Genomic DNA, 16,611 nt, shown 5'->3' with positions numbered 1-16,611 from the left:
CGAGGAGGGGCCGGGCGAGAGGCATCCGATCGCTCACGTGACTTTGTGACTCCCGGGTCCTCGTACGCCCACCCCGCATGACAACTCCGAAGGGAAAACCCATGACGAACGAACAGCGACACGTCCTCGTGACAGGAGCCGCCGAGGGTGTCGGGAGATCAATCGCGCGCACGCTCGCGAAGGATGGCGCACGGGTCGTGATCGCCGACATCCGAAGCGCCGACGAGACGATCCGGCTCATCCGAGAAGACGGCAGCGCAGCCGACCAGCTCCACTGCGACGTGTCCTCCGAGGCGAGCGTCCGTGAAGCGGTCGCGGCAGCAGCGGAGCTTCTTGGCGGCCGCATCGACGTCCTGGTCAACAACGCGGGTATGAACGGCCACTACCACCTCCTCGAGGGGATGCCCCTCGAGGAGTGGGAGGAGACGCTGCGCATCAACCTCACCGGCACGATGCTCGTGACGAGGGAGACGATCCCCCACCTCGCGGCCCAGGGGGCGACGATCGTCAACATCGCCAGCAACGTCGGCAAGCGCGGTCTGCCCTATCGGGGAGACTACGTGGCCAGCAAGTGGGCGCTGATCGGGCTGACGCAGACGATGGCGCTGGAGCTCGCACCCCGCGGCATCAGGGTCAACGCCGTCTGCCCCGGGCCTATAGAGGGCAACCGGATCGAAGACGTGATGCAGCACCACGCGGATGTCGAGGGCACCACAGTGGTCGAGATGCGCGCGAAGTGGGAGGCCGAGGCGCCCCTCGGACGCTTCGTGACTCCCGAAGAGGTCGCATCCGTCGTGGGCTTCCTCGCCGGCGAACAGAGCAGCGCGATGACCGGCCAGGCGATCAACGTGACGGCCGGACTGGTCATGCACTGATGAGCGCGGAGGAGACCGTCGCGGAACTGGCAATCGCCAGCGCGAACGATCTCGGCGAGAGCATCGTCTGGAACTCGGAGACCGACGAGCTCGCCTGGGTCGACATCCATCGCGGAAAGCTGGAAAGGCGAAGCGCCGACATGTCCAGGTCGACCGCCGACCTTCCGGCCCGGATCGGCGCGATCGGCCTGCGGGCCTCCGGGGGGTTCGTGGCGGCGTTCGCCGCCGGCTTCATCCTCCTCGACGCTAATGGCCGCCTCGACAGCGACCTCATCGAGATCGAGCCTGATCTACCGACCACCCGCCTCAACGACGGCAAGGTCGACCGTCAGGGCCGCTTCATCTGCGGTGGCATGGATGAAGCGCAGAACCAGCTGGCGCTGTCCGCGGTCTACCGGCTTGACCCGGATGGGACCCCGCACAGGATCATCGATCGGGTCGCCTGCGCGAACAGCATCGCCTTCAGCCCGGATGGCGCTTTGATGTACTTCTCGGACATGCCCTCGGCGCGGATCCTCGTCTACGAGTACGACGTCGACGAAGGCATCCCGCACGACCCGAAGGTGTTCGCGGACGGCACGGAGCATCCGGGTCTTCCCGACGGTTCCACGGTGGATGCCGACGGGTGCCTGTGGAACGCGCGGTGGGGCGCCGGAACCGTCGTGCGATACACGCCCGACGGTTCCGTCGACGCGGTGGTGCGGGTACCGGCGACGAACCCCACCTGCGTGGCATTCGGAGATGCCGACCTGTCGACTCTGTACATCACGAGCGCGCGCTTCGGAAGAACGGATCAGCAGCTCGCCAGGGAGCCGCTTGCGGGCGGGATCTTTGCCGTGACTCGCAGCGCACGGGGAGTGCGCGAGCCGCACTTCGCAGATTGAGATGTCGCGAGGCTGGTACAGAAGCTGGACGGCGAACATCAAGAAGTTCAGTCGTTGGAGCGGGATAGATCCGGCGTACATTCCGAGCGTCGGCTTGGTCGCTTTAGCGGAGGCTCCGCGTGATCTATAACCGGTGGGTGATCGTGTGCGAGCCCGCCAGTAGCCGCTCCGCGTCCTAGACGGTGTCGCTCCCCCGACGTAATCTGGCTGCCGAGGTTGGAAAGAGGTCTGTCCTCCAATTCTCTCCACGGGCCCGGAGACCTAGCCTGTCCGGGGCGGCGCAGCCCCCTGGGCTCCGTTCCCACGCACTGCCCACATCCGAACACGAACGAGACGGACCGAAGGGGGCCGAACATCTTGCCGACGGCTTCCTTGGCCTTTCCTTTCAGATCCTCAGTGCTGTGATGTCATCTCCGATACCCATAGGGTTCTCCTTTCAACCCTACAAGCCGGAACTGACGATGTCAGGGTCGGTGGGGGGCTTGGGCCTGTAGAGTCACGACTACGACGCCCAGTCCCCGCGTCCCGGTAGCAGGCGTGTGCGCCTTCTGCTGGTTTGGAAAGCGAGGGGCTGATGGCGGGAGCGGGGAGCGGTGCCGGTGCGTCCGGCCCGTCGCAGTCCGACGGGTTGCACGCCAGCTTCTTGGCGCGCCTACCCGTCGATGGAGCGTCGGTGTCGGTGGTGACCGTCGCAGGGAACCATTCCACGGTGTCCTCCAGCGATGCCCTCGCGACCCGTCTCGAGCAGCTGCAATATGACCTCGGGGAGGGGCCGCACTACCGGGCGCTCGAGATGCGGAAGCCCGTGCTCGTGCCTGATGTGCGATCGGCCGATCACTCACGGTGGCCGACGTTCGGACACGCCGTTGTGGAGACCCAGGCGAGGGCGTTGTTCTCCTTCCCGCTGCGCATCGGCGCGGCGATCGTGGGCGTCGTGGACCTGTACCGCCTAGCACCGGGCGAGCTTTCCGACGTCGATGTCGCCCCCGCCGTAGCTCTTGCCGGAGCTGTCGCGGGGAAAGCGGCAGCGTACGCGGCTGCCGATGCGGACGGCGACGGACGGGACGAGTCGGCGCTCGTGGCAGGCACGCGGCGCCATGTCCACCAGGCGACCGGCATGGTTTCGGTGCAACTCGACACCTCGGCCAGGGACGCATTCTCCCGACTTCGCGGGCACGCGTACGCCGCCGGTCGGAGTGTGGATGACGTGGCGCATGACGTGGTGACACGGGTCCTTGACTTCACCGAGCCGACAGGTGGCGAGACAGCGTGATGCGCGGGAAACTGGACGAAGGACAAAGATGATGGCTGAACTATCGCGGGACGCCCGACTCAGCGCGGCTTTTGTGAAGCTCGCGGATACGTTGGTCGACGACTACGACGTGGTCGACCTGCTCGACACGCTCGTGCACGAGTGCACTATCCTCGTCGATTCCGATGCAGGTGGGTTGCTGATCGCCGACACGGATGGATGGTTACAGCTGATCGCGTCCACCAACGAAGAGGCCGAGTTCGTGGAGATCATTCAGCTTAACGCGGGCGAGGGGCCGTGCGTGGAAGCGTTCAAGACTGGCAAAGGCGTGACGATCCCGGATATGTCCCAGGAAGATCGATGGCCGGCATTCCGCGACGCGGCGACCAAGCAAGGCTTTCGTTCGATGCACGCATTCCCGATGCGGTTACGTGGACACACAATCGGCGCGATGGGACTTTTCAGCGCCACCACAGGCGAGCTCAGCGAGTCGGATCTCGCGGTCGCTCAATCCCTGGCTGATGTTGCCACCATCGGCATTCTGCAAGAACGTTCACTGCGCGACTCCACACTCGTCGCTGACCAACTACAGCGCGCCCTGGACAGCCGGGTCATCATCGAGCAAGCCAAAGGCGTGATCGCCGCGCAAACCGGCGCCGACATGCACACTGCTTTCACCATCGTCCGGGACTACGCCCGCCACAATCAACTCAAACTCAGTACCGTCGCCGAGCAGGTCGCCGAACGCTCACTCACTCTGCCCGCCAGCACCCGGGTCACAACCAATTAGCCGCACTCTGCCGTCGCCCGCCGCACGCGCGGGCTCGACAATGATTCGCTGCTCGATAATCCGTCCACCGACAAAACCAACGCGATGCTCACCCGCTGCATGATGAATATGACAGCGACGTAGGCGACGTAGATCGCCCTCTCGCCGGTCGTCGAAGCAGTCTCGGCGGCGCTCAGTGAGGCAGGCCGCGGGTGTGTTGTGTCTTCCGTCATTCTGCAGCACCACTCGTTCCCCCACCAGCCGTGTGAGGGCTTTCCGGGCCAGGTCGTCGCCAAGCATGCAAGCCTGGGTGTCTCGAGTTGGTCGACAGCATGGGTCGAGAGTCCCGGCGGGATGTTGCACTACTTCTCGTAGGGGTTCGGCATGAGCGTGTACTTTGTTTCGAGGTATTCGTAAATGCCCTCAGTCCCGCCCTCGCGGCCGAGGCCGGATTGTTTCACGCCACCGAACGGGCCCGCGGCGTTCGACACGACACCGACGTTGAGGCCCATCATGCCGGTGTCGATGAGATCGATCATGCGTTGGCCACGCGCTGTGTCCCGTGTATACACGTAGCCGACGAGATGTTCTACGAGCGCGCCGACATCGTTTAACTCGTCAACGCCTGGTCCTACCCGCAACACGTTCACGAGCTCGAGCAGAAGGCACCCGACTACGAGTGGCGAGCCAACGACGGGGGAGACGGAACGGGTGCTCCCGAGGAAGTGCGTGAGCTCGCCAACGACGCCCGGAGCCAGGCGCAGCTTTACCGCAATCTGGAGGCCGCTGAGCAGCAGCCCACTGCGACGGATGCGCCAGCACCGGAGGTGCAGGCCAATCGCTCCGAGGCGCCCGTCTACGACTCCGCAGAGCGACGCCAGGATAAGGCCGCGACGATGGAGAAGTCTGGTGTCGAGTAGTCGGACGTTCGCACCCGGATGTGGGTGGATGTCGATCAGGGACGTTCGCTCGCCGAGGCCGTCGCTGCAGGCAAGGGCACGGGAACGCGTGCTGCCCCGGGTGTGCGGGCCCGTGGCACGCGCAGGAACGAGCGCTCCCGCTGAACACAAACACAGCGCATCGTCATGTTTGTCTCGGCCAGACCACCGCGAGGCTCGCGTGAATGGGCGCTACCGCGGGGACGGAGATCGGCGCCTGCACGTTCAAGCAGGCCACGGACGCTGAATGGAGTAGCCAGTTGTCTTCTGTAGGTCGGGGATCCTGAGGCCGCTTTCGTAGAAAGCGCTCAGCTGTGCGTCCAGGGGCATCGGCGACCTCATCGTCGAGGCGTTCGTATCGAGCAACAGGGGGTGCTTCGATCTTGCCACCTGGCTCTCCTCCGGTTTGAAGATCCCCGCCTGATCCATGTTCCGCAGAACATTCGTGCTCTTTCTGCCGGCAAAGTCGGGCGACTCCCGAGCGCGATTGTCAGCGCATCCGTGTTCAGCATGCCCTCGATGAATCAGCCATGCACGCCCGTCAGCAGTTCTCGCACGGCTGCGTCGATACGGCTGTCGGCGAAGACGAGCGCACACAACAACAGCAGGGGTGCCTCGGGTCGCCTGCCCCGAATTGCGGTCAGGAGCTCGTCGTCCTGAACGACCTCAGTAGTGATCGCGTTGACGGCGCGCGACCCGGACGGCCGTGGAGCGTACTGCACTATGTCGTCCCAAAGAGGCTCCAGTACGTGGTCCGCATGCACCTCTTGAGCGGTCGTGACACCCGGAACGAGCAGGGCCAGATGGTCCAGCACGTCGGGGAGCGAATGAATTTCGTCAGAGGCAGCTCACCCATCGGCCGGACTGGCATGCATACTCCTCAGACGCGTCGCGGCCCGCTGTCGGGCCGCGAAGGCGGCGTCGCCTCGAGGTAAACCTACCGCGGGGGTGCAACGGGCCAGTGGAGCTCTCGCTTGTCAGTGTGTAGTTGGGCGTAGCAACGCATCAGCGAGGAGGAGTCGGGCGCGGTCCGCCGGCATCTTGTAGCCATCCTTCAGGTTCGCGAAGTCGCGCCGGTCGAACTGCTCGATGTGAAGTGCGAGCATCGCCTCTTCGACGTCCCCCACATCGACGTTATTGATCTCGCGCCAGCCGACCAGAAGTTTGTCGCCCGCGGGAAGTTGCCAGACGAATCGTCCACCTGCGTGGCCGGCAGATCGCCCGCGGCCCTGTTTCGCGTAAGCCCGCAGCCGTTCCTGGAGACCGAGTCGACTTCCGGCTTTGCCCACGTAGACGACCTCGGCGTCGTCCCTCCATGCCTTCTGCAGCACTTCAACCTCGACGGTCAAAGGTCGGCCCTTGTGGGGACCTCCCACGTTCTCCGAGAGAAAGAGGGGATGAGGCCCGGGCTGCCGCACTACGACGTAGACGCCGTGGCGCGGGGGAAGATCTGCCGCGACGAGAGCGCCAAATGGTTTCCAGCCACAAAGCCCCAGCGTTCGAACCCAGAACGGGTCCACTCGATCTGAAAGGGCACGTGCTCAGTCCATCGCAACTGGGCGGTAGGGCGCATCCCTCCAGGAGGTCGGCCCGTTACCATGAGCGCACACCGAGACTTTGGGGGCGTCATGGCCAATGAGACCGACGAGCCGCAATCCGACGAAGAGCCCACCACGGGGCCGACCGAGCCGGAACAGCTGGACGAGGAAGGCGCCGACCCGGCCGCGCAGGACGCAGAGGAGTTGATCAACGATCCCGAGCCTGCACTGCGGAAGCTTCGACTCGACCCAAATTTCTACTCACGGGTCGGAGAGGGCTTCCGCGCTCTCCGCGAGGGTATGAGCGAGTTCTTCGTCGCTAGCGACAGGGGAGCAGGTCGAACGAAGGACACGGCCGAGCGGGTGATCGACTTGGTCGAGAAGGAGTTAGACCGCGAAGGGCTGAGCCCTCAGGAACGGCTGGAATTCCTACGGGCCGGAGAGCGCATGGCCAACCAGGTTGGCAACAGCGAAAAGGACGTGCGTGAGTCCAACGAGCGAACCTTGACCAAGGTAGTCGCCATCGCGGCCGGTGCGGTTGTTGGCGTCGTGGTGCTCGGACACCTGGGTAGGGACGGGAAGCTGCCACCAAGCGTCTGAAAAAACGGTCATTACCAGCGAAACCCCAGATCAGGTGGATTAGAGACGATCGCTGCAATCGTGCAAAGACGGTCGCAGCTCGGCGACCGGCACTGGCGATGTCAAGTGACATGGTGGATACGGCCCCCGGGTGTAGGTTGTCGACCCCGTGAGGTCCAATGCCATTCGGCGCGATTGCGAATCCGTAGATCAGCGAGGACGACGAAGCTTCCAGCGTGCCTGCGTACACAGAGACCGCGGCAGCAGACTCAGCCGGTTAAGGAGTCGAAGTGGGCAACTCGACTTATACGTTGCTGCGGGGGCGGGGAACGGCGTGGCGACTAGCGTCCCCAGAGCTTGGACGAGGGCTGCCGCCTCGATCTCGGGTGATTGCCGCCGCGGTCGCGAGCAAGTCGGGAACGAACTCGAGCATTTCTTTGAGCGGCTTTACGGGGGAAGCCAGTGAGATTGCCGCGATCTCGCCGTCGCCTTCGAAGATTGGTGCCGCGATGCAGTGCACGAGCGGTTCCGCCTCGCCGTCGTCGATCGCCCACCCACGTTCCCGGATGCTTTCCATGTCCGTCAAGAACGCCTCGCGGGTAGTGATGGTCGTGGGTGTGTACCTCGTGAACGTCAGCTCGTCAGCCAGTGCGCTGAGTTCGTGTGCAGGAAGGAAGGCGGCCGTCGCCTTGCCGATCCCGCGGCAGTGCAGCTCACCTCGCTTCCCGACGCGTGACCACATGCGTACGGCAGCCTGACCGTCGATCTTGTCGATGTAGACGACGTCAGTTTTCTCGCGGACTGCGAGGTGGACGGTTTCCTTCGTCTTGTCGTGTAGCTCGTGGAGGTGGGGGGACGCGACGGTGCGCAGGTCGATCTGGTCCAGTGCCTGCTGCCCCAGCGAGATGAGCATCGACCCTGGGCTGTACCGCAGATCCGGGAGCCGTCGAGCAAAACCCCGGTCCTCAAGCGTCCTCAAGATGCGAAGTGCGGTGGATCGATGAACCTCGAGCTCTCGCGCCATCTCGCTGATTGAACGGGGACCGTCAGTCAGCAGCGCGAGCGCGGTGAGCGCCCGGTCCACTCCCTGCGGACCGCCATCGTTGCCGTTCCGTTTCATCGCTTCTCCTTCGCCTGCCGAACAACCCCTCCACGTCATCGCAGGGGTAGAGCTTGTTGTCGCGCTCGCGCCCGAATGGCGAACCAATTGACACCACTAGAGCATTTCTCGTAAAGTGTTGCACAGGCACCAACGGTGTTGCAAGGGCTGCAACACAGCATCAAAGGAGTTGCTCGTGATTCTGAAGAACCGAGGCCGTGGCCTTCTTGCCGTCGCTGGGACCATCGCTGCCGTCGGCGTGCTTTCGGCATGCAGTGGTCTGACCTCCTCCGGCGCCCCTTCTGGCGCCGGACAGGATGACGGCCCCGCGACCGTCGCCATGCTTCTGCCGGAGAATGTCAACCCGCGCTGGGAGAGCCAGGACGCTCCGTTCTTCGAAGAGCAGCTGAAGAAGTTGATCCCCGACGCGACCGTCGAGGTCTACAACGCCAACAACGACGCGTCGAAGCAGCAGCAGCAGGCCGACCAGGCAATGACCAAGGGCGCAGACGTGCTCGTCGTGATTCCGGTAGACGCTGCAGCCTCGGGCGTCATCGCGGACTCCGCCGCCGCCTCCGGCGTTCCCGTCGTCGCGTACGACCGCATGATCGACTCCGAGAACGTGTCGGCCTGGATTCAGGCGGACATGGTCGCCGTTGGCGAGGCGCAGGCACAGTGGCTCGTGGACCACACGAAGGCCGGCGACAACCTGATTCAGATCAAGGGCTCACCCACCGACACAAACGCTCGCCTGTTCGACGAGGGTTACCAGAACGTCCTCACGCCGCTGTACGAAAGCGGTGAGCGCGTGATGGCCTACGACACCTGGACGCAGGGCTGGGACCCCGCGATCGCCCGTACCTCCGTGGACCAGGCGCTGACCAAGCTCAACAACAACGTCCAGGGCATCCTTGCCTCCAGCGACGGAAATGCGGCCGCGTCGATCGCGTCGCTCGAAGAGCAGAACATGGCCGGCAAGGTTCCAGTCACCGGGCTGGATGGCACCGTACAAGCGCTGCAGCTGATGCTGCAGGGCAAGCAGGGTATGACCGTGTGGCGTCCGTTCGACCAGATGGGCGAGAAGACCGCCGAGGTGGTCCAGCGCCTCCTCGCCGGCGAGTCCATCGATGACATCATCACCGGAACCGTAAAGAACGGCGTCGACGCGGATGTCCCCCAGATCCAGACTGACTTTTATGTCGCCACTGACGAGGAAGGCATCCAGTACATCATCGACAAGGACCCGTCCATCGAGAAGACCGACGTCTGCACCGGCGCCACCGCCGCGCTGCCCTTCTGCACGGAGTAATGATCGTGGAACCCATCGACAACGCGGGGGCGCCCACTGGCGCCCCCGCCGCCCACGGCCCTGAGCCGCTTCTGAAGGCCAGCGGCATCCGCAAACGGTTCGGCGCAGTTCAGGCCCTCCGCGGCGTGGACTTCGAGGTCCGTGCGGGCGAGGTCATGGCACTGCTGGGCGACAACGGTGCCGGCAAGTCCACGCTGGTCAAGGTCCTCTCCGGGCATCACCAGCCTGATGAGGGTGAGCTCACCTTCGACGGCGAGCCGGTCGAGCTAAAGACGCCGCACGACTCGTCGGCGCTCGGGATCGAGACCGTCTACCAGGACCTCGCACTGTGCGACAACCTCGACGTCGTCGCGAACATGTTCCTCGGACGTGAGAAGCACTGGATGCCGGGCCTGCTGGGCCCTCTGCGCGAGGTCTCGATGGAGAAACGCGCACGTGAGGTCCTGAAGTCCTTGGGCGTGCGCACCCTGCAAGACCCGCGGACCAAAGTGTCCGTGCTCTCCGGAGGCCAGCGCCAATCGGTCGCCATTGCCCGCGCGACGATGTGGAACTCCCGCATCGTCATGCTGGACGAACCCACCGCCGCCCTCGGCGTGGAACAGACCGCACAGGTGCTGAACCTCGTCCGCACGTTGCGCGAGAACGGCCACGGAGTCGTCCTCATCACCCACAACATGAGCGACGTGTTCAAGGTCGCCGACCGCATCACCGTTCTGCGTCTCGGCTCCACCGCAGACGTCTTCACCGTCAAAGACACGAACCCTGAGACGGTCGTCTCCTCCATCACCGGTGGACGGGCACTCGTCGGAGAAATGGCATGACTTCCACCACCACGCGGACCGCGAAATCGACAGGCCCCGACACGACCACGTTCCCGGCCGAGCCGGAACAGCGCGGGTTCCTGAACCGCCAGATCACCAACATCCGCCACGGCGAGCTCGGCGCCCTCCCCGTCATCCTGGCGCTGGCCGCGATCTGGATCTTCTTCGCGATCAACCAGCCGCTGTTCCTCTCCTCCCGCAACATCACGAACCTGCTCCTCCAGGCCGCTGTGGTCGGCACCCTGGCGATGGGACTTACCATCGTCCTGCTGCTCGGAGAGATCGACCTGTCGATCGCCGCAGTCGCGGGCGTCTGCGCAGCCGTGATGGCTCAGATGATCAACGGCAGCATCCCGATCTGGCTCGTGCTCTTGGTCACCATGGCCACCGGCGTTGCGATCGGCGCGTTCCAAGGATTCTTCGTCTCCGTCGCAAGAGTGCCATCCTTCGTTGTCACATTGGCGGGCCTGCTCGGATTCCAGGGCCTAATGCTGGCGTTGCTGGGAGACAACGGCGCCATCAACGTTGATGACCCCTTCGTTCGGTCCTTGACTACCACCTATCTCTCCCCGGTCGCCGGCTACGGACTCGCCGCCATCATCCTCGCCGTCTACGTCGGAACGAGCCTCTGGAACCGCCGCCAGCGTGTCGCCGCAGGCCTCCCGGTCCCCCCGGTGCAGAACATGCTCATCAAGGTAGTTCTGCTCGCCGTCCTGTCACTGGCAGCGATCACGGTGCTGAACAGCTACGCCGGCCTCCCCCTGATCGTGGTGCTCGTGCTCGCCCTATGCGGCCTGCTGACCTGGGTGCTCGGGCGCACCAAGTATGGCCGGTTCGTCTACGCAGTCGGCGGCAACGCCGAGGCCGCGCGCCGCGCCGGCATCAGCCTGGTCGGCATCCGCATGAGCGCCTTCATGCTGCTCGGCCTAGTCGTCGCGCTCGCCGGCATCTTCGGCGCATCCCGCTACGCCTCGGTATCGTTCAACGCTTTCGCTGGCGGCTCCCTGCTGCTGGAGGCAATAGGCGCAGCTGTGATCGGCGGCACCAGCCTCTTCGGCGGACGGGGCCGAGTGATCAACGCTCTACTCGGTGCACTGGTCATCGGAAGCCTCTCCAACGGTCTGGATCTGCAGGGCGCCGGCTCGGCACAGAAGCTGATGTTCTCCGGCGGCATCCTGCTGCTCGCCGTCACCCTCGACGCCGTCTCCCGCCGCGGCCGCACCAGAGCCTGACCGCTCGGACGTCACCCGACATCTCACCTAGAAAGAACCCTCCGCACATGCGCTACGTCACCCTCCCCGCCGTCCCCGTACAGGCCTCAGTTATCGGGCTCGGCACCATGATCTTCCACACCGACACCCAGGACCGAGACTTCGCGCTGCTCGACGCGTTCGTCGACGGCGGCGGCACCTACATCGACACCGCCGAGATCTACGGCGCCGTCGAACAGTTCGGCCTGTCGGAGATCGTCATCGGACGATGGCTGCAGGAGCGTCCGGGGATGCGCGACAAGATTGTCCTGGGCAGCAAGGGCCTCATCCCCGGTACGTGTGAGCAGCTGCACCCGGGCGGCGCGCAGATCACCCCGGAGGGCATCGATCAGGCCATCCCCGGCTCGCTGGAGCGGTTGCAGACGGATCGGCTGGACATTTGGATGTTCCATCGCGACAACGCGGACCTGCCTGTCGGGCCTCTCGTCGAAGCCCTCGACCGCCACGTCAAGGCTGGACGGATCCTCAGCTACGGCGCTTCAAACTGGAGCACCGAGCGGATCGACGAGGCCATCCGGTACGCGGAGGAGAACAGCCTGACCCCGATGCAGTCCGCGAGCCCGCAGTTCTCGCTCGCGAAGGCCAAGGAGCCGTACTGGCCGGAGACTGTCGTCACCACGGGGGATGACCAGAAGTGGTTCGCCAGGCGCAACATGCCGCTGGTCGCGTGGTCGGCGCTCGGTCGCGGGTTCTTCGCCTTGGCAAACCCCGACGACCTGAGCGACAAGGACCTGGTGCGCGTGTTCTACAACGACGACAACTTCGCGCGCAAGCAGCGCGCCGAGGAACTCGGCCGCCGCAAAGGCCTGTCCATGTTCGAAGTGGCCCTCGCCTACGTCACCAGCCAGAGCTTCCCCGTGATCGCCCTGAACGGTGCGGCCACCACGGACGAGATCGCGACATCGCTGAAAGCCGGCGACCTCGAGCTCAGCGACACCGAGCGCGACTGGCTCGACCTCCACACCGACACCCAGCCGTTCAACTGACCCACCCACCCTGATTCGGAGAACAAAAGTGAGCAACGTGAAGCGCCTGTACATCGGCGGCGAGCTGGTCGAGTCCGGCGAGACCCACGACGTCATTTCCCCCGCGACCGGTGAGGTCGTCGGGACCATCGCGTGGGGCGGCGAGAAGGAAACCCTGGCCGCGCTCGCCGCCGCCCAGGCCGCGCTGGACTCCTGGCCCACCACCCCCGTGGAGGAGCGCATCTCCTGGATGCTGAAGCTCCGCGACGAGGTCGTCGCACACGCCGACGAGCTGCGGCAGGCCGTGGCCGACGAAGCCGGCAAGCCCTGGGAAGAGACCGCCGAAGACGTCGACGGCGTCATCGACTCCCTCACCTACTACGCCGACGAAATCCGCAGCTTCCTCGCCCCCACCGAGCTGCCCGATCTGGACGGCTCCTACCGCAACGAAATGATCTACGAGCCCGTCGGCGTCGTGGGTGCGTTCCTCGCCTGGAACTTCCCTTTGTTGAACCTAGGCTACAAGCTCGGCCCCGCCATGGCGGCCGGCTGCCCGATCGTCATCAAGCCGTCCAGCAAGACCCCCCTGTCGGCCTACCTCATCGGAGAGCTGTGCGCGAAGGTCGGCCTGCCCGCCGGGATCGTCAACATCGTCTCTGGCGACAACGCCGCTGTCGGCGACACGCTGTCAGGCAGCACGATCCCCTCGATGCTCACCCTGATCGGCTCGGGGAGCGTGGCCCGACGCATCATGGAGCGCGGCGCGTCCTCCATCAAGCGCTACTCCATGGAGCTCGGCGGCAACGCCCCCGCGCTCGTGTTCGACGACGCCGACCTCGATCTCGCCGTCGACATCGTCGTCGGCTTGAAGTTCAAGAACGCCGGCCAGATCTGCGTCACCCCGAACCGCGTCTTCGTCCACGCCGACGTCGCCGACAAGTTCACCGGCATGGTCGTGGAGCGTGCAAACGCGGTCCGGATCGGCTTCGGCCCGGAAGGCACCGTTGACATGGGACCGCTCATCGACGGGAGCGCGCTGGGCCGCATCAAGGGCCTCGTCGACGACGCCGTCGCCGATGGAGCCGAGCTGCTCGTCGGCGGTGGCCGCGCCGAGTCCGAGGACGGCGGCACCTACTTCCAGCCCACCGTCCTGCGGGACGTCACCGCGGACATGCGCATCTACAAGGAGGAGATCTTCGGACCGGTGGTCAGCATCGTCACCTTCGAGGACGAGGCCGACGCTCTTGCGCAGGCCAACAACACCGATGCCGGCCTGTCGTCGTTCATCTTCACCCCCGACGCCGACCGTATCAACCGCGTCTCCCGCGGGCTCCGCTTCGGCGAGGTGCAGGTCAACGGCGTCAAGTACGGCATGGACATGCCCCACGGCGGCATCAAGCAGTCCGGCCTCGGCCACGACGGTTCCCGATACGCCCTGCACGATTACCTCGCACCCAAGCGCGTCAGCTACGGGATCACGGAAGCGGCGAACCCATTCAAGAAGAGCGCGCCCGCTGAGGTCGTCGACGCCGCCGCCATCAACTGAGAGAAGAGACGAAGCACTCGCTTCCGGTCCACCCCATGAAAATCACCAGCGTCAAGAGCCGCATCCTCTCCTACGACATGGAGGAGGAGTTGGGCTACTCGCAGCAGTATTACAACCGCCGCACCGCACACCTCGTCGAGGTCCGCACCGACGACGGACTGGTGGGCTGGGGCGAGTGCTTCGGAGCCGGGAGCTTCGCTCTCGGCAATAAGGCGATCGTCGAGCAGGTCCTCGCACCCCTGTTCATCGGAGAAGACCCCCTGGACCGTGAAGTCTTGTGGCACCGCGCCTACAAGATGATGCGCGATCACGGCCAGAAGGGCATGCCTCTCGAGTCGCTCTCCGGGATCGACATCGCCCTGTGGGACATCGCCGGAAAGGCCGCAGACCTGCCGCTCTACAAGCTGCTCGGCGGAGCATTCCGCAAGGAGCTGCCCGTCTATGGCTACGGGATGATGCTCAAGCGCGGCGACGACCTCCCCCGCCGCTTCCACGACGAGGCGCTCGGGCTGAAAGACCGCGGCTACATCGGCCTGAAGATGAAGGTCGGAATCGGGCCGCGCGAGGACATCAAGCTCGTCGAAGCCGTGCGCGATGCACTCGGCCCCGACGGCATGCTGATGGTCGACGCGAACCACGCCTACACCGCAACAGAGGCGTTCGTCGTTGGCAAGGCGCTCGGCGAGCTCGACGTAGAGTGGTTCGAGGAACCGGTCGCGCCGGAGGACCGCGACGGCTACCGGTTCCTCACCTCCAAACTCGACGTGAAGATCGCCGGCGGAGAGACCGAGTTCACCCGGTGGGGATGGCGGGACCTGCTGGAAGGCCGCGGCGTCGACATAGCCCAACCGGAAGTCTGCGCGGTGGGCGGTGTCAGCGAATACCTGAAGGTCCTCTCGCTCGCGCACACCAACTTCATCCCGGTGATCAATCACGTGTGGGGGTCCGGGGTTGCCATCGCCACGAACCTGCATCTGCTCGCGGCGATGCCTGATCTGCCCGGCGCGATGAGGCCAGTGCAGCCCATCCTCGAGTGCGACACCACTCCGCACATGTTCCAGGACGAGATCCTGACCGAGCCGCTGGACATCCACGGACAGGTCGCCGAGCGTGGTGTCGCACGAATTCCCGAAAAGCCCGGTATCGGTGTCGAGATCGACCTCGACGCCATCAAGCGGTTCGAGATCGCGTGATCGGGGCGGAAGTGACTTTCATCGGCGTCGACTGGGGCACGAGCTCGCTGCGCGCCTACCTGCTCGACGATGCGGGGACGCTCCTCGACCAGCGTTCCGGCCGCGACGGAATCTCCAAGTCGCCCGGAGAATGGAAGCAGACGCTCCTGCGCTACATCGGCCCGTGGGTCGAGGCCGGCGCACGCGAGGTCGTCCTGTCCGGAATGATCACCAGCCGGCAGGGCTGGGTTGAGACACCATACGCCACGCTCCCCGCAGACGCGGCGCGCATCGCTGAAGGCATGATCCACCGCACCGAGGCGGGTCTCGACCTGTGGTTCGCACCCGGCCTCGCCCTCGTCGACGACGGCCGCACCCTTGACGTGATCCGGGGCGAGGAGACGCAAATCCTCGGCCATGTCAGCGACCATGACGCCGGCGCGAAACTGATTATTCTCCCCGGCAGCCACTCCAAATGGGCGCTCGTCGATGGGGGCACGGTCACCTGGTTCTCTACCTTCCTCACCGGAGAACTGTTCAACGCGATCGCAGAGCACACGCTTCTGCGAGCCACCCTGACCGACGAGCCCAGTGCGGAGGCGTTCGGCCAGGGGGTCGCGCTGGGCTCGTCACAGAAGCCCGGCGACGGTGGGTTACTGCACAAGCTGTTCTCGCTGCGGGTGCGCGCCCTTGCCGAGCCTGGAGGGGTGGTCTCTCGCGACCTTCTGGCGGGCCTCATCTTCGGAACCGAGATTCAGGAAGCCATCCAACAACTGGCGACGCTTCCGCCCGCCCTTGTCATCGGTAACTCTGCCCTCGCGCGGCAGTACCTGGCAGCACTGCGAATCATAGGCGTCGAGGCGCACATGGGCGACGAAGACGCCGCGGCAGCCGGATTGTTCAAGCTGTTCCAGGATCGGAAGGTACCCAATGGACTTTGATACCGCGTTCACCGAACTACCGCTCATCGCCATCCTGCGGGGACTGACCGCTGAGGAATCCGTCGAAGTCGCATCCGGGCTCGTCGATGCTGGATATCGGGCCATCGAAGTGCCTCTCAACTCCCCTGATCCACTGCAAACCATTCGCAACATCGCCGACGCGTTCGGTGACCGGATCGCCGTGGGCGCCGGGACGGTATACACCGGCGCCGAGGTGCGCACGGTGCAGCAAGCCGGCGGCACTTTCATCGTCTCGCCGCACCTGTCGGTCGAGGTGATGAGCACTGCGAACCAGCTCGGCATGCAGACCTGCCCCGGAGCGCAGTCCCTGACCGAGATTGCGAATGCGGTCGCGGCCGGCGCCACCGTCGTCAAACTGTTTCCCGCCCAAGCTCTATCCCTCGATGCGTTCAAAGCGATGCTCGAAGTCACCCCGAAGACCACCCGGCTCGTCCCGGTCGGCGGCATCGACGTGAACAACATCGGCGACTACAAGAGAGCCGGCGCCGCGGGAATCGGACTCGGATCTTCGCTCTATAAAGCTGGACGATCCTCGGAGGAGGTGGCCCAGCGAGGCAACGCTCTCGCTCAGGCCTGGAACGCGGGGTAGGACCCCGACGACAGAGCCGAACCGCTCCTCGTCATCTAACGC

Annotated in this window: 17 protein-coding genes and 1 pseudogene; 14 read left to right on the top strand and 4 right to left on the bottom strand. The window is 65.0% G+C overall.

Translation table 11 applies throughout. The features are described from left to right. Nucleotides 1-101 precede the first annotated feature (101 nt). The 5 genes from ACIQ0W_RS00360 (at nt 102) to ACIQ0W_RS00340 (ending at nt 4,155) form a co-directional block, all read left to right on the top strand. The gene (locus tag ACIQ0W_RS00360; protein WP_396640941.1) at nt 102-875 is read left to right on the top strand and encodes an SDR family NAD(P)-dependent oxidoreductase; all 774 of its coding nucleotides are present in this window, start codon (nt 102-104) and stop codon (nt 873-875) included. Further along, nucleotides 875-1,759: an SMP-30/gluconolactonase/LRE family protein gene (locus ACIQ0W_RS00355; RefSeq protein ID WP_396640940.1), complete on the top strand. Its 885-nt coding sequence runs from the start codon at nt 875-877 to the stop codon at nt 1,757-1,759. The genes ACIQ0W_RS00360 and ACIQ0W_RS00355 overlap by 1 nt, the downstream gene beginning before the upstream one ends. A 574-nt stretch (nt 1,760-2,333) precedes the next feature. Then, the gene (locus tag ACIQ0W_RS00350; protein ID WP_396640939.1) at nt 2,334-3,032 is read left to right on the top strand and encodes a GAF and ANTAR domain-containing protein; all 699 of its coding nucleotides are present in this window, start codon (nt 2,334-2,336) and stop codon (nt 3,030-3,032) included. A gap of 31 nt (nt 3,033-3,063) precedes the next feature. Next, nucleotides 3,064-3,801 carry a GAF and ANTAR domain-containing protein gene (locus ACIQ0W_RS00345; RefSeq protein WP_396640938.1) on the top strand — a complete coding sequence of 246 codons (738 nt, stop codon included), beginning with the start codon at nt 3,064-3,066 and terminating at the stop codon, nt 3,799-3,801. A 198-nt stretch (nt 3,802-3,999) separates the two neighbouring features. Continuing rightward, on the top strand, nt 4,000-4,155 hold the full coding sequence (locus tag ACIQ0W_RS00340; protein ID WP_396640937.1) for a hypothetical protein: 156 nt from the start codon (nt 4,000-4,002) through the stop codon (nt 4,153-4,155). Here ACIQ0W_RS00340 and ACIQ0W_RS00335 read toward each other — a convergent pair. From ACIQ0W_RS00335 to ACIQ0W_RS00325, 3 genes and pseudogenes are all read right to left on the bottom strand, one after another. Then, nucleotides 4,143-4,364 (bottom strand): annotated as a pseudogene (locus ACIQ0W_RS00335) (aldehyde dehydrogenase family protein); the annotation flags it as partial. The gene ACIQ0W_RS00340 and the pseudogene ACIQ0W_RS00335 overlap by 13 nt on opposite strands. A gap of 878 nt (nt 4,365-5,242) precedes the next feature. After that, complete coding sequence (locus ACIQ0W_RS00330; RefSeq protein ID WP_396640936.1) at nt 5,243-5,533, bottom strand: hypothetical protein; 291 nt, start codon at nt 5,531-5,533, stop codon at nt 5,243-5,245. A 162-nt stretch (nt 5,534-5,695) separates the two neighbouring features. Beyond that, the gene (locus ACIQ0W_RS00325) at nt 5,696-6,067 is read right to left on the bottom strand and encodes a hypothetical protein (protein ID WP_396640935.1); all 372 of its coding nucleotides are present in this window, start codon (nt 6,065-6,067) and stop codon (nt 5,696-5,698) included. Between the two features lie 279 nt (nt 6,068-6,346). Here ACIQ0W_RS00325 and ACIQ0W_RS00320 point away from each other — a divergent pair, with 279 nt between their 5' ends. Next, complete coding sequence (locus tag ACIQ0W_RS00320) at nt 6,347-6,856, top strand: hypothetical protein (protein WP_396640934.1); 510 nt, start codon at nt 6,347-6,349, stop codon at nt 6,854-6,856. Nucleotides 6,857-7,139: 283 nt separating this feature from the next. On the opposite strand, the gene ACIQ0W_RS00315 is transcribed toward ACIQ0W_RS00320, so the two are convergent. After that, a complete protein-coding gene (locus ACIQ0W_RS00315) occupies nt 7,140-7,955 on the bottom strand; it encodes an IclR family transcriptional regulator (RefSeq protein ID WP_396640933.1) in 816 nt (271 codons plus the stop codon). Between the two features lie 175 nt (nt 7,956-8,130). On the opposite strand from ACIQ0W_RS00315, the gene ACIQ0W_RS00310 reads away from it, so the two are divergent. Genes ACIQ0W_RS00310 through ACIQ0W_RS00275 form a run of 8 tightly spaced genes read left to right on the top strand, consistent with a single transcriptional unit; the run spans nt 8,131 to nt 16,569 of the window. Next, entirely contained in the window at nt 8,131-9,243 is a 1,113-nt protein-coding gene (locus tag ACIQ0W_RS00310) for a sugar ABC transporter substrate-binding protein (protein ID WP_396640932.1), read from the top strand. After that, the gene (locus tag ACIQ0W_RS00305; protein ID WP_396640931.1) at nt 9,243-10,064 is read left to right on the top strand and encodes an ATP-binding cassette domain-containing protein; all 822 of its coding nucleotides are present in this window, start codon (nt 9,243-9,245) and stop codon (nt 10,062-10,064) included. Before ACIQ0W_RS00310 ends, ACIQ0W_RS00305 begins: the two co-directional genes overlap by 1 nt. Beyond that, nucleotides 10,061-11,296 carry a sugar ABC transporter permease gene (locus tag ACIQ0W_RS00300; protein WP_396640930.1) on the top strand — a complete coding sequence of 412 codons (1,236 nt, stop codon included), beginning with the start codon at nt 10,061-10,063 and terminating at the stop codon, nt 11,294-11,296. Before ACIQ0W_RS00305 ends, ACIQ0W_RS00300 begins: the two co-directional genes overlap by 4 nt. A gap of 47 nt (nt 11,297-11,343) precedes the next feature. Further along, nucleotides 11,344-12,321 carry an aldo/keto reductase gene (locus tag ACIQ0W_RS00295; RefSeq protein WP_396640929.1) on the top strand — a complete coding sequence of 326 codons (978 nt, stop codon included), beginning with the start codon at nt 11,344-11,346 and terminating at the stop codon, nt 12,319-12,321. A gap of 28 nt (nt 12,322-12,349) precedes the next feature. Then, on the top strand, nt 12,350-13,846 hold the full coding sequence (locus ACIQ0W_RS00290; RefSeq protein ID WP_396640928.1) for an aldehyde dehydrogenase family protein: 1,497 nt from the start codon (nt 12,350-12,352) through the stop codon (nt 13,844-13,846). 35 nt (nt 13,847-13,881) lie between these two features. Continuing rightward, complete coding sequence (locus ACIQ0W_RS00285) at nt 13,882-15,039, top strand: mandelate racemase/muconate lactonizing enzyme family protein (protein WP_396640927.1); 1,158 nt, start codon at nt 13,882-13,884, stop codon at nt 15,037-15,039. 11 nt (nt 15,040-15,050) lie between these two features. Next, nucleotides 15,051-15,959: a 2-dehydro-3-deoxygalactonokinase gene (locus tag ACIQ0W_RS00280; protein WP_396640926.1), complete on the top strand. Its 909-nt coding sequence runs from the start codon at nt 15,051-15,053 to the stop codon at nt 15,957-15,959. After that, entirely contained in the window at nt 15,949-16,569 is a 621-nt protein-coding gene (locus ACIQ0W_RS00275) for a 2-dehydro-3-deoxy-6-phosphogalactonate aldolase (RefSeq protein ID WP_396640925.1), read from the top strand. Before ACIQ0W_RS00280 ends, ACIQ0W_RS00275 begins: the two co-directional genes overlap by 11 nt. Nucleotides 16,570-16,611 lie beyond the last annotated feature (42 nt).

This window comes from Microbacterium sp., assembly GCF_044340635.1.
GTDB lineage: Bacteria > Actinomycetota > Actinomycetes > Actinomycetales > Microbacteriaceae > Microbacterium.
This window is presented reverse-complemented; position numbering and strand designations above follow the sequence as displayed.

What these genes read in the sequence shown, in the direction of transcription:
- ACIQ0W_RS00295 (WP_396640929.1), top strand. Translation starts at nt 11,344, where the DNA reads ATGCGCTACGTCACCCTCCCCGCCGTCCCCGTACAGGCCTCAGTTATC.
- ACIQ0W_RS00305 (WP_396640931.1), top strand. Translation starts at nt 9,243, where the DNA reads ATGATCGTGGAACCCATCGACAACGCGGGGGCGCCCACTGGCGCCCCC.
- ACIQ0W_RS00360 (WP_396640941.1), top strand. Translation starts at nt 102, where the DNA reads ATGACGAACGAACAGCGACACGTCCTCGTGACAGGAGCCGCCGAGGGT.
- ACIQ0W_RS00355 (WP_396640940.1), top strand. Translation starts at nt 875, where the DNA reads ATGAGCGCGGAGGAGACCGTCGCGGAACTGGCAATCGCCAGCGCGAAC.
- ACIQ0W_RS00320 (WP_396640934.1), top strand. Translation starts at nt 6,347, where the DNA reads ATGGCCAATGAGACCGACGAGCCGCAATCCGACGAAGAGCCCACCACG.
- ACIQ0W_RS00315 (WP_396640933.1), bottom strand. Translation starts at nt 7,955, where the DNA reads ATGAAACGGAACGGCAACGATGGCGGTCCGCAGGGAGTGGACCGGGCG.
- ACIQ0W_RS00285 (WP_396640927.1), top strand. Translation starts at nt 13,882, where the DNA reads ATGAAAATCACCAGCGTCAAGAGCCGCATCCTCTCCTACGACATGGAG.
- ACIQ0W_RS00275 (WP_396640925.1), top strand. Translation starts at nt 15,949, where the DNA reads ATGGACTTTGATACCGCGTTCACCGAACTACCGCTCATCGCCATCCTG.
- ACIQ0W_RS00300 (WP_396640930.1), top strand. Translation starts at nt 10,061, where the DNA reads ATGACTTCCACCACCACGCGGACCGCGAAATCGACAGGCCCCGACACG.
- ACIQ0W_RS00345 (WP_396640938.1), top strand. Translation starts at nt 3,064, where the DNA reads ATGGCTGAACTATCGCGGGACGCCCGACTCAGCGCGGCTTTTGTGAAG.
- ACIQ0W_RS00350 (WP_396640939.1), top strand. Translation starts at nt 2,334, where the DNA reads ATGGCGGGAGCGGGGAGCGGTGCCGGTGCGTCCGGCCCGTCGCAGTCC.